Origin of the sequence: Massilia sp. LC238 (assembly GCF_000735635.1) — a bacterium.
Lineage (GTDB): Bacteria > Pseudomonadota > Gammaproteobacteria > Burkholderiales > Burkholderiaceae_D > Telluria > Telluria varians.
Genome location: NZ_JNNN01000028.1, coordinates 15,367 through 27,213, shown reverse-complemented (window position 1 = coordinate 27,213; position 11,847 = coordinate 15,367). Strand labels below are relative to the sequence as shown.

12 protein-coding genes and 1 pseudogene are annotated in these 11,847 nt (G+C 57.1%); 6 read left to right on the top strand and 7 right to left on the bottom strand.

What is annotated here, in order from left to right; all coding sequences use genetic code 11:
* On the bottom strand, positions 1 to 184 hold a 184-nt coding region (locus tag FG94_RS05955), incomplete at its 3' end, for a transposase (protein WP_036208424.1).
* Between the two features lie 129 nt (positions 185 to 313).
* Between FG94_RS05955 and FG94_RS05950 the strand changes: the two genes are divergently transcribed.
* A complete protein-coding gene (locus FG94_RS05950; RefSeq protein WP_051996271.1) occupies positions 314 to 1,462 on the top strand; it encodes a PA0069 family radical SAM protein in 1,149 nt (382 codons plus the stop codon).
* Between the two features lie 129 nt (positions 1,463 to 1,591).
* Here the strand turns inward: FG94_RS05950 and FG94_RS05945 are convergent, their stop codons facing one another.
* A complete protein-coding gene (locus tag FG94_RS05945) occupies positions 1,592 to 2,473 on the bottom strand; it encodes a hypothetical protein (protein WP_161783944.1) in 882 nt (293 codons plus the stop codon).
* A gap of 552 nt (positions 2,474 to 3,025) precedes the next feature.
* On the opposite strand from FG94_RS05945, the gene FG94_RS26460 reads away from it, so the two are divergent.
* On the top strand, positions 3,026 to 3,277 hold the full coding sequence (locus FG94_RS26460) for a helix-turn-helix domain-containing protein (RefSeq protein ID WP_081925835.1): 252 nt from the start codon (positions 3,026 to 3,028) through the stop codon (positions 3,275 to 3,277).
* A 42-nt stretch (positions 3,278 to 3,319) separates the two neighbouring features.
* Here FG94_RS26460 and FG94_RS28075 read toward each other — a convergent pair.
* Positions 3,320 to 3,590 (bottom strand): annotated as a pseudogene (locus FG94_RS28075) (FAD-binding protein); the annotation flags it as partial.
* 416 nt (positions 3,591 to 4,006) lie between these two features.
* Between FG94_RS28075 and FG94_RS05935 the strand changes: the two are divergent.
* Together FG94_RS05935 and FG94_RS05930 are read left to right on the top strand one after the other, a co-directional pair.
* Complete coding sequence (locus FG94_RS05935; protein ID WP_036208419.1) at positions 4,007 to 4,744, top strand: DUF5131 family protein; 738 nt, start codon at positions 4,007 to 4,009, stop codon at positions 4,742 to 4,744.
* Positions 4,745 to 4,751: 7 nt separating this feature from the next.
* Positions 4,752 to 6,014, top strand: a complete 1,263-nt coding sequence (locus FG94_RS05930) for a three-Cys-motif partner protein TcmP (RefSeq protein ID WP_036208417.1) — start codon at positions 4,752 to 4,754, stop codon at positions 6,012 to 6,014.
* 5 nt (positions 6,015 to 6,019) lie between these two features.
* Here the strand turns inward: FG94_RS05930 and tcmP are convergent, their stop codons facing one another.
* Complete coding sequence (tcmP, locus tag FG94_RS05925; RefSeq protein ID WP_051996269.1) at positions 6,020 to 6,931, bottom strand: three-Cys-motif partner protein TcmP; 912 nt, start codon at positions 6,929 to 6,931, stop codon at positions 6,020 to 6,022.
* A gap of 171 nt (positions 6,932 to 7,102) precedes the next feature.
* Positions 7,103 to 7,561, bottom strand: coding sequence for a Cd(II)/Pb(II)-responsive transcriptional regulator (gene cadR, locus FG94_RS05920; protein ID WP_051996268.1), 459 nt, complete (start codon positions 7,559 to 7,561; stop codon positions 7,103 to 7,105).
* Between the two features lie 91 nt (positions 7,562 to 7,652).
* On the opposite strand from cadR, the gene FG94_RS05915 reads away from it, so the two are divergent.
* Together FG94_RS05915 and FG94_RS05910 are read left to right on the top strand one after the other, a co-directional pair.
* Positions 7,653 to 10,091, top strand: a complete 2,439-nt coding sequence (locus tag FG94_RS05915; RefSeq protein ID WP_036208415.1) for a heavy metal translocating P-type ATPase — start codon at positions 7,653 to 7,655, stop codon at positions 10,089 to 10,091.
* Positions 10,092 to 10,193: 102 nt separating this feature from the next.
* Complete coding sequence (locus tag FG94_RS05910) at positions 10,194 to 10,532, top strand: DUF3703 domain-containing protein (RefSeq protein WP_036208413.1); 339 nt, start codon at positions 10,194 to 10,196, stop codon at positions 10,530 to 10,532.
* A gap of 76 nt (positions 10,533 to 10,608) precedes the next feature.
* Here FG94_RS05910 and FG94_RS05905 read toward each other — a convergent pair whose 3' ends face one another.
* Together FG94_RS05905 and FG94_RS05900 are read right to left on the bottom strand one after the other, a co-directional pair.
* Complete coding sequence (locus FG94_RS05905) at positions 10,609 to 11,574, bottom strand: cation diffusion facilitator family transporter (protein WP_051996267.1); 966 nt, start codon at positions 11,572 to 11,574, stop codon at positions 10,609 to 10,611.
* A 41-nt stretch (positions 11,575 to 11,615) separates the two neighbouring features.
* On the bottom strand, positions 11,616 to 11,801 hold the full coding sequence (locus tag FG94_RS05900) for a hypothetical protein (protein ID WP_036208411.1): 186 nt from the start codon (positions 11,799 to 11,801) through the stop codon (positions 11,616 to 11,618).
* Between the last annotated feature and the right edge of the window lie 46 nt (positions 11,802 to 11,847).

Genomic DNA, 11,847 nt, shown 5'->3' with positions numbered 1-11,847 from the left:
TGATGCTCAGGCAGAACTGGATCGCCTCGTCGCTGAACGTCTGGCTGCGCCCGCGCTTGCCGCTCGGCTGGCCGTGCCAGTTCATCTTCGGATCAAGCCAGATCAGCAGCGAACCGCGTGACTTGAGAGCTTCGTTGTACGTCTTCCAATTGGTCGTGCGGTACTTCTGTGGAGCTGGTTTCATCCGCTCAGGCTACCAGACCTGCGGGTGCTACGCTGGTCGAGCCTGATTTGCGCAACAAAGCCCGTTACGGGTGGTTGTTACACTAGGCCTTAGTACTGTATGAATATACAGTTAACCGAGGCGAGCGCTATGAATCCAGACTTTCCTGAAGTTCGGCAGCACCACATACATGTGTTAAAGGGACGAGGGGCTACGAGCAACCTGCAAGGGCGTTTCGAAGCCGAAACTCGCGAGCGCACCTACGATGGCTGGGATGCCGAACGGGGTCATATCTCTAATGAGTACCAGAGAAGAACCGAGGTGTCTGACGAAGTTGCCAAGAGCATCCTTAGCCGTAATTCTTCGCCAGACATCCCGTTCAATGTTTCTCTCAATCCATATAAGGGTTGTGAACACGGCTGTATATATTGCTTTGCCCGACCGTCGCACAGCTATCTTGGCTTGTCGCCGGGCCTAGATTTTGAGAGCCGAATTTTCGCTAAGGTGAACGCGGCAGAGCTCCTACGCAAGGAGTTGGCGCGGCCTGGCTATGTGCCAGAGAATATCGCTATCGGCGTAAACACTGACGCATATCAGCCGTGCGAGCGCGACAAGCGTCTGACGCGCCAAGTGCTCGAGGTTTTAAGCGAATGCCGTCACCCGGTCGGTATGATCACTAAATCATCATTGATTGAGCGCGACATTGACATCTTGGCACCTATGGCGGAGAAGGGCCTTGCCTGCGCCGCGATTACCATCACCAGGCTCGACTCCGATATCTCGCGTACTCTAGAACCGCGTGCCTCGGCGCCAGCGCGTCGGTTGCGCGCGATCCGAACGCTAACTGAGGCGGGCATTCCTGTGAGTGTCAGTGTGGCACCTATCATTCCCTTCGTCACCGAACCAGAAATCGAAAAGATTCTCACGGCGGCGCGCGACGCGGGCGCTGTGAGTGCTCATTACGTCGCGTTGCGGTTGCCTTTCGAGGTCAATCCGTTGTTCCAGCAATGGCTGGAGGCCCATTTCCCAGAGCGTGCTCAGCGCGTGATGAACCGCGTGCGGGAGATGCGTGGCGGGAAGGATTACGACAGCGATTTTTCCAAGCGCATGCACGGGGAAGGGGTGTGGGCCGACCTGATCCGTCAACGGTTCACCAAGACCGTCGAGCGGCTCGGCCTTGGTAAGCACGGAGGCCGTTTTGAACGGCTTGATACGACACAGTTCCGTCGGCCACTGGTCGTACCAGCATCGAGTGGGACAAGTCGCGCGAAAGCAGGAGGGCAGTTGGACCTGTTCTGAAGTCGATTACTGGGTTGAGCAGGACTCTTCGTCTTATTCACAGTGGGTGTTCTTGCTTTCGGCCGAGTCAAACGCCTTTCCCAATGTCGCTCACCTCTGATAGCGCACCATGTGGCATGATATCCAGCATCATTCCGGACGGGCACTGCTAGGCGGAAGGGTAGAAAACCACGTTGCAGCAGCACAGTCGATTGGTTTCGTGACCAAATGCTCGACGTACTTTGCGACATCTTGCCCTTTCAGCATCTCAAAGCAAATGTCACCAGCTTTGAGAATCTTATCAAGAAGAATATTAGTCACCCACGACGCTCCTGCTGGGGTTGGCCGATGCCAAGGCCGGATCGACTGGCCATTCGCTAGCCGATAGTCGGCATAGCGACGAATGCTCCCAGGTAGCATGTTATAGATATGCTGCGGGGTGTGCTTTCCTTCTTGCGTCAGAGCTGCAAGGTTCTTGACTGCATAGTAGATGACATTCCACATCTGACCGATTGAACATTGATCTAGGTAACGCTGGAGTGTGGTGGAGACTTTGGCAGAATAAACACCAGGATGAGCAAATCTGTAGCGTTCCCACTGACCGACGAAGTATCTTTTGCACTCATCCTCTGCGACTAGATACCAAAGTGCTTCGACCGCCGCAGGCTCAGGTTGGTCGAGCCTTCGAAACAACAGTGTAAGGATTTCGTCTATCGACCGCCCATAGAGATCGTCAGCAAGTGTCCACGCTCCTGCCCGGATGTTAACTGTTATGGCATCGGTGTCCCGGTCCAGGCTATATGCGTCCACATTCGATTCCAGGGCAGGAAGAAAGATTCCGTCGGTGCAAAGCCGAGCATAAATCTCGTCTGCCAGTTCCGGAGTCGCAGCGAGTTCATCTATCTGCATCTCCAACGGCGGCACAACGCGCTCACCCGGCGCCAGGTTTGCAGCGAGCAACGCAGCGTACAGCAGACACGACTGGAAAAAACTCAATTTGGCGTAGTCAACCGGTTTGGCTTTTTCATGCAAGCGCTTCAGTGCGCCCGCGACATGATCTCGGCGGCTCTTGACGATGAGGAAATCCGTTCCCTGCTTTCGCGTAAGTGCTGCCGACGAACAGGCGCTGCATAACGGCGGGGGCAGACCTTTTCCAAACCTATGAATTGTCCCAATAATTGATGAGTACTCGCTACGAGTAGCCACTGAAATTGGGCCTCCGCAACTGCCACAACAAATACGAGGGAAGTGCAACCGACATGCTGATCTCAACATGTCAACCATTTCACCCTTGCTGAGTCCTGAATCCGACAATAAGCGTTGGAACGACTCGCTCCACTTCCCAGTTGACGTTCTTGCCCAGTATCTCAAACAAAAACTGTTTGCAATCTCACTGTCGGTCAGGAGGCAGAGATAAGGTGTGCGATTTCGAATCATTTTTGGAGACGGGCCCTGAGCAAAATTCCGGACCACGTAACACCACCAGAGGCCGACGCAGTGTGACACCTCATGAGGCTCTCTTCCAAAATGATGACTATAGTCCGAAGACGCAATGATAACGCAGAGCCATGATTTCCTCCGAATATGGGGAGAAATCTTTTGGATCCAGGTCTAGCGTTTGGAAATGTGTTACGTACCGTTCGTCGGGAAGTTGGCCTCACTCAAGAGCAACTTGCACTCGCAGCGGACATTGACCGCACTTTCGTGAGCCTGATCGAACGAGGAGAGCGTCAGCCGACTGTACGCGTTCTCTTTAAACTCGCCGCCGCCTTGCACGTTCCAGCTACGCGACTGATCCAGATGACTGAGGACCAGGTCGGATTGAATGCTACGTAGGGCATGGCCGAGCTGCTGTCGGTTCGGCCTTGCTTCATACACCTAGTCCAACGTACTAGCCAGTTGCAGCACGACTTCGAACAGGGTGCCGACTAGGCCATGTTCCGCCATTGAGAAGATCGGCGCTTCTAGATACTTGTTGATCGCTAGATGGTCTTCGAGTTCGTTACGCTGGGCAGGTGCTGCGTCGCGCCAGGGATGCCGGCGCGAAGTACAGCGATGGTGTGACAATCCTACCGGTCTAGCCGACCGACCAGTCGTGCGGCACGTAGCCCGCGTCGACTGCCGCGCGCGAGTCACCCATGGCTGTACCTTACGGATGGGCTGATCATTGCGAAATAGCGGCATTTCTATAACGATGAGCGGCGGCATTCTGCGCTTGGCAACCGCACACCGGCTGCAGTTGGTCTTGAACGGCGCCAGGAACAGGCTGCCTGAAGTCGACGACTCACTATCGCCGTGGCTACGAATTAGCCGATCAGGTCCCCTTGGAAGAGCTCGTTTTTCCGGCAACTCAGTTACTGAAACAGTCACTAAACTGAAGACATGTCTCGCTTCGCCAACTTTGCCTTTAATCCAATACTTGCTTGTGTTTCAGTGAGATATGATTACAACTTAATTGTTGCCCAAGGTTATGCCGTGCGAGTGGAATGTACGTTGACAGTACGTTGAACGCTGGACTGTTTTGGCAATACTGTAGATGAAATACTGTCGGAAATCGGAGGACGCATGACAACGGGAACAAACATCGAGTGGACCGAAATGACTTGGAACCCGACGGTCGGCTGTACGAAGATTTCACCAGGGTGCAAAAACTGCTATGCCGAGAAAATGGCGGAGCGCCTGATGGCAATGTCTACGCCTGGGTACGAAAATGGCTTCACGCTGACGCTGCTACCGAACCGGCTTGAAGATCCTCTGCGTCGAAAGAAGCCGACAGTGTACTTCGTCAATTCGATGTCCGACCTGTTTCACGAAGATGTGCCGTTCGATTATATCGACAGCGTTTTTGAAGTGATCAAAAGGGCGCATTGGCATACCTTCCAAATCCTGACCAAGCGCGCTGACAGGCTGGCTCACTACTTCGAGACCCGGACAGCGCCGGTAAATGCCTGGCTTGGCGTTTCGGTCGAAGACAGGAAATACGGCATCCCGCGGATTGACCAGCTGCGCACCGTAAACGCAACTGTGCGGTTCCTATCGATCGAGCCGCTGCTGGAAGATTTGGGCGAGATGAACTTGACCGACATCCATTGGGTGATCGTCGGTGGTGAGTCCGGACCGAAAGCGCGCCCGATGAAACAGGAGTGGGTCGAGTCGATTCAGTTGCAGTGCGAAGAGCAGGCTGCGGCATTCTTCTTCAAGCAGTGGGGAGGATGGGGTGCCGACGGAAAGCGGCGCGCCAAGAAGTCGAACGGCCGCCTCATCAATGGACGCACATACGACGAAATGCCGGCAGCGATATAGGTAACTTATGCTCAGTCAGTACACCTGGAAGCATGGACTCGAGGCGATCGCACAACACAGCATCGCGAAGCACCGCATTTTGCAAGCTTATCTGTCCGAATACTTCAAGGTGCTGATGGCTGGGCGCCGGGATGAATTCAAGCTCACGCTGGTCGACGGTTTCGCGGGCGGTGGGCGGTACTACCACGAGGATACTCATAAACCCGTGCGTGGCTCACCACTCATCCTGCTGGAGGCCGCAAGGGAAGCCGAGGTTCGCGTCAACCACGGCCGCACGCACCCCGTGCGCTTTGATCTGTCGTACTTCTTTATCGAAGCGAGAAAGGAAGCGTACCAGCACCTGCTGAAGGTGCTCGACGAAGAGGGCCACAGCGGACGTCTCGAAGATGACATCTTCGTCAGGCATGCAAATTTTCTCGATCAGGCCAGATCGATCATCGAGTTCATCAGGAAGAAAAGTCCACGTAACGGCCGGTCGATCTTTGTTCTGGACCAGTTCGGCTACAACGCGGTGCCGACGACAATCATCCGCGAAATCTTTCACACACTGCCTGGCGCGGAGGTGATCCTCACGTTCGGGGTCGACTCGCTACTGAACTTCGCAAACGAAAGCATTCTGGCCAACGGTCTCAACAAGATCGGCATCCCTAGGCTTTTGTCGGGTAAGTCTATTCGCGAGATCAAGCAGTCCGACCGAGACTGGCGGCTATTCATCCAGTCTACGCTCTATCAGTCGCTGGTCCGCAACTGCGGCGCCAAGCATTTCACGCCATTCTTCATCCGCAACAAGCAAGGCCATGGTGACTATTGGCTGATCCACCTGTCACAGCACCACAAGGCACGTGACGTGATGACGAACGTCCACTGGCAGAACCATAACCATTTCATCCACTATGCCGGCGCAGGCCTCGACATGTTCAACATGCTCGGGTACGACCCCAGGTTCGATCACAATCACCTGGGCCAAGGCATGCTCGGGTTCGAGTTCGACATGCCGGCTCGCGAGAAGAGCGTCAGTGCGCTTATGGAGCAGATCCCCAAAATCATCTATGCGCACGATGATGGGCTCACTTACGAGTCGCTCTATGTTTCGACCTGCAATGAGTCACCGGCGACGTCGGAAATCTACCAGGATGCGCTCGCGCAGCTTGTCGCTCACGGCGCCGCGGCGGTAGTCGGGCCGGGCGGTGAGCACCGACGCTCCGCACGGCAGATCAAGCCGACCGACCGCATCGTTCCGCCGCCGCAGAGGCCGCTTTTCTCCCTCTGACGCTGTCAGAACAGTGGAAGATTCTGATCTGGCATGCTCGACCTTCGCGAACCGCGCTTCGGAGTAATTCCGAACTTTCCGAGGATGTGTGAAGCGATCTTCTTGGCAAGCCCGACGGCTTTGGGTGCTGGGTTGGAGATGCAGCAAAATAGCGCGAACAATGGGGCGCCATTGGGCGAACGGAGGTACAACGGATCGCTCACCCATCCCTTGAACACCTCAGCCAGCCGGAAGTGTACGAAGCCGGCAATGTCTTCAGGAGTAGCTACCCTGATTTTTCCTTCGCGCTCGCCGAGCAAGCCCGCTTGGCCATCAGCCTTATAGAAGTGATCGCGCCAGGCACGGGTACCCAACACCTCATCCAATGAGTTGGACTTGGACTGGTCGACCTTTTCGAAGTCCTTTGCGGCTTGGCGGTAGACGCCGCTCAACGGGAACAGGTACCAAACGTCGAGTGCTTCGGTCGCGGCTATTTTTTGCAAGGTGGTCCACGGGACCGTCATCCCATAGGGGTCAAGGAACAGGACTCCGCGGCACTGGTCCCAGTTGAGCATGCGAAGTATTTTGTTGATGGCAAGGTTCGCATCGTCATGGTGAACGCGGACCCGATTTCCATATCCGGCCGCCAGTTTGGTCAGCTCATGAACATGCGCCTGGTTTAGGTCAATCAGATGTACCTGGTCGAAGGCAGGGGTCGTTTGCAGCGCGATCTTTGCGGAACCCTCGATCGTCTCGACGGTTTGCTCGTCCGTCTTGATCTCACATTCCCCAGTGCCCGCAAACGCATCGATATAGATACGCTTGAACGGTTGGCTGGGCAGCGGCCTGTACTGTAGTGCCTGGTTAAACGAAGCCAAATACCGCCCGAGAAGGTCCAGCTTAATCTGGATCCATGGGCCGCCAAAAGTATGCTTCATCGGTTAGCTTTTCGTCGTGAGAAGTCAGTCAAGACGGATCCGCCACACTTCGCTCGAGAAAGGCCTGAAGCAAGTCGCCTTAAGCGTCCCATCTTCCGTGTATTGATGAGTATAAGCAAATTTCTTTATCGGCACATGGGAAAACATCGAGCTGCACAGTCTGCTCGAGTGCTAGTCCTCGTGTATTTGCAAGTGCATTGAGCGTTGTTTTGATCGATGCATCGAGTCTTCACAACTTCCTTCCGTACCGAGCGCGCGCAAGATCGCGCATGAGCTCGTCGTATCCGCAACGACACAACGGCCCCTCAGCTCGCGCAGCTGCGCTTCCAGAGCCGTCAACGACTGGATCCGCTCGACGACGTGACCGATATGCTTGTCTAGGAGCTCGTTCACTCCTGCACACTCGACCTGCGGATCATCCCGGAAGTCCAGCAAGGTCCGGATTTCATCTAGGGTCATGTCCAGCGCCCGGCAATGACGTATGAACAGTAGGCGTTCGCTATGCCGCTCGTTGTATGTCCGGTAATTATTCATCGCGCGCTCAGGCGGCATCAGAAGACCGATGCGCTCGTAATACCTGATGGTCTCCACCAGGCAGCCGGATCGCTCCGCAAGTTCGCCGATTTTCATAAGATTGTCCTTTTCCGTTCGCCAACGCTTGACCCTGCACCAGCTACAGGGTTTTAAATGGAGACTATACATAGTTTGCGGAGGAAATGTCATGTCGGGTTGTCAGAGCAAGGCCTGTTGCGCGAAGCCGGCCACGATCACGCCGGCAGCTGCAAATCCGGGTATCGGCACCAGTGCGCTCGAACTGAGTATTGCGCAGATGGACTGCCCAACCGAAGAAGGGTTGCTGCGCCAGGCGCTGGGCCGCGTGACGGGCGTTGGCCAGCTAGACTTCAACCTCGTTCAGCGGAAACTGCGGGTCTTGCACAGTCTCTCCGATCCGGCTCCCATCATCTCCGCCATTCGGGCCGTTGGCATGGAACCGGTCGTCGAAGGCGGCACCGATGTCGGGGCTAATGCAGCACATACCGTGTTCAGCATCGAAAACATGTGTTGCCCGACCGAGGAGGCGCTCATTCGCAGCAAGCTCGCCGGCGTAGCCCAGGTTGAAAAGCTGGAATTCAATTTGATGCAGCGACGCCTGACCGTGTGGCACAGCGGTCCTGTTTCCCGGATTGAAGAAGCATTGAAGTCGATCGGCATGGAGGGGACGACAGTCGCAAACGCGCTGGGCCAGCGCGGCGCGCCGTCCACGTCCCCGACCCAGAAAAAGCAGTTCATCAGCCTTCTGCTCGGCTTGGCTGCAGCTATCGGCGCCGAGATCGTTGCCTGGAGCACCGGGGTGGAGAATTCGCTACCGGTCATTCTCCTGGCAGTGGCCGCCATCGCTGCTTCTGGCTTGGGTGTCTACAAGAAGGGCTGGATAGCCCTCAAGAATCGCAACCTCAACATCAATGCATTGATGTCGATTGCCGTCACCGGCGCGGTACTGATCGGCCAGTGGCCGGAAGCCGCGATGGTCATGGTCTTGTTTGCGCTTGCCGAGCTGATCGAGGCGCGTTCGCTCGACAGGGCACGAAACGCCATTCAAGGCCTGCTTGCCCTGACGCCGGATACCGTGCAGGTGCGCTTGGAGGATGGCACCTGGACGGAGCGTGAAGCGGCAAGCATCCCGGTCGGCACCATCGCGCGTGTCGGGCCCGGGGAGAGGATTGCCCTGGACGGTGCGCTGACGGCCGGCCAGTCTGCCGTGAACCAGGCTTCGATCACGGGCGAAAGCATTCCGGTTGCCAAATCAGTGGGCGACACGGTGTTCGCCGGCACGGTCAACGAGACCGGCTCATTCGAATATCGCGTTACGGCTGCCCACAGCAATTCGACGCTCTCGCGCATCATCCGCGCCGTCGAAGAGGCCCAAGGCAGCCGCGCACCCACCCAGCGCTTTGTCGACAAGTTCTCCAAGGTCTACACGCCGATCGTGTTCGCGCTGGCACTTGCAGTCGCCATCTTCCCGCCGCTGGTGTTGGGTGCGCAGTGGTTGCCATGGATTTACAAGGCACTCGTACTGCTCGTGATCGCCTGCCCCTGCGCACTCGTGATCTCGACCCCGGTGACGGTCGTGAGCGGACTCGCCGCAGCGGCCAGGATGGGAATCCTGATCAAGGGTGGCGTCTACCTTGAAGAGGGCGGCAAAGTGCGTTCGCTGGCTTTGGACAAGACCGGCACCATCACGCAGGGCAAGCCGGTCGTGACCGATGTATTCCCCTTGCGGGGTGACCCGGGCAGCTCGCTGCAACTGGCGGCGTCTCTTGCCGACCGCTCGGACCACCCGGTGTCGACCGCGGTGAGCCGCCATTGGTCAGTTCAGGCCGGCAGTGTCCCCGTATCGACCGTGACCGACTTCGAAGCGCTCACTGGCCGTGGCACGAAAGGCAAAATCGACGGCAAGTGGTACTACCTCGGCAACCATCGTCTGGTGGAGGAGCTAGGTATCTGCAACGATGCGACCGAGGCGGCGCTTGCAAAGCTTGAGGGCGAGGGCAAGACCGCAGTGGTGTTATGTGACGAAGCGGCGCCGCTGTTGATCATTGGCGTGGCCGATACCATTCGTGAAACCAGCCGGGAGGCGATCGCACAGCTTCACGAGCTTGGCGTTCGCACCGTCATGCTCACGGGCGACAACACAGTTACTGCGGCTGCCATCGCCCGCCAAGTCGGCATCGATGACGCCCGGGGCAATCTGCTGCCTGAGGACAAGCTTGCAGCGGTCGATGAAGAGATCGCCCGTCACCGTGTCGTAGGCATGGTGGGCGATGGGATCAACGACGCCCCGGCGCTGGCCAAGGCAAATATCGGCTTCGCGATGGGCGCGGCCGGTACTGATACAGCCATCGAAACGGCTGACGTCGCACTGATGGATGATGACCTGCGCAAGATTCCACAGTTCATCCGCTTGAGCAGACAGACCGCCGCCATCCTGAAACAGAATATCATCGCGGCCCTGGTGATCAAGGCAGTGTTCCTGATCCTGGCGATCGCGGGCTCCGCCACCTTGTGGATGGCCGTATTCGCCGACATGGGCGCCAGCCTGCTCGTGGTCTTCAATGGACTGCGCCTGCTCAAGGCCAGGGAAGCACGTAGCGGAGCGTAGCAGCGAAGGCGAGCCCGGCTTCCGCTAGCGGGCACCGAGTATGGTGAAAGTATTTCACCCTGTTCAGCACACGTTCTCTTTTACTGCAGAGGATCGATTCGCATGAATCCCAGACTCAGGCAGGCGTTAAAGGCCGAGATGAAGGCAGCGGCCGATTTTTACGAAGAACGAGAATTTGGCAGGGCCTTCGAACATCTGGAAACGGCCCATGTGCTGGGACAGCGCTATGTCGTGCCTCATGTCACGACACACTACTGGATGCTCAGGATCGGCATGAAGCGGCGTTCGCTGCCGGAAGTCTGGGGCCAGTTCCTCCGTATCGTACTGGGTGCATTAGGATCGGCATTCGGGATTGTCCCGGTTGGGAACACCGGCGGCACGAATATCAATATGTTCAAACGGCTACCGGTCGACCCGGGTGTGAAAGAACTGATCGAATAGGGAGCGGCTTCCCGGCCTGACGATCGACAGGCCGTTCAGGACTGCCGCGCTCCCGGGACAGCCCTGATACGGTCGGTCATCGAACTTTTTCCTCGTGCTCGTGCCCGGCGTGATCGGCATGGCCCTGTATCGAGGCCGGGTCGAAGCTGTGTTCTTCCGCCGCTTGCTCGCAGGGCGTCGTTTCGAGCTGGATCGTGCTGTGGTGGATATCGTAGTTGTCTGCGACAAGCCGGCGGATGTTTAACAGCAGGGCCTGGGAATCACCAACGTCTTCACGCTGCACGACGTGCGCCGTCAAGCTGGCTTTGCCGCTCGTGATCGACCAGACATGCAGGTCGTGCACACTGGCCACGCCCGGCACCCGTTCGATCGCTTCCCGCACTTCGGCGATGCCGAGTCCTTCGGGAACGCCTTCAAGCAGCACGTTCATGCTTGCCTTGAGCAGTGTCCAGGTGCGGGGAAGCACCCATAAGCCGATCGCGACGGCGATCACGGAGTCAACCCAGCTCCAGCCCGTGTAGCGAATGACGAGGGCGCCGATGATGACGCCGATCGAACCGAGCATGTCGCTCCATACCTCGAGGTATGCGCCCTTCACGTTCAGACTGCTGTCCTTGCCGCTCGATAGCAACTTCATGCTGATGAGGTTGACGACCAGGCCCAGGGTGGCAACCAGGAGCATGGTTCCGGACTGGATTTCCGGCGGGTTGTTTAGGCGGTCATAAGCTTCATACAGGATGTACATGGCGACCAGGAACAGCAGCATGGCGTTGAACGCCGCCGCCAGGATCTCGAAGCGGTAGTAGCCGAATGTGCGCTCGCTGTCGGCCGGCCGCTTGCCGATGCGAATTGCAGCCAGCGAGATCGCGAGCGCCGCCGTGTCGGTGAACATGTGCGCCGCATCCGAAATCAGCGCAAGGCTGTTGGTGAGAATACCTCCGACGATCTCGGCTATGAGAAAGGCCGTCGTGAGGATGAGCGCGATCCAGAGCGGTCGTTCGCTCTGGCCCGGCTGCGCTGCGTGAGAGTGTCCTGAACCCATTGTGCTCCCCTCGAGTTGTCATTGTCGTGTGCCGCCCGATCCTACTTTTGCTTGCCATTTTCCTCTGTGCGCTTCCGAGCTTTCCGCCGAGGACGCTTGTTCCGATCCCTGTATTTCAGCCAGCCGAGGAATACCATCACCATTCCGAACAATGCCAAGCCAATGATGCCGAAAACTTCGAAGAGATTTTCGTGCAATGGCTCTGGCGCCTGCTGTGGCAGTCTCATGTCACCTCCATTCGATGTGGCCCTTCACTCGTTTACTTTCCAATCG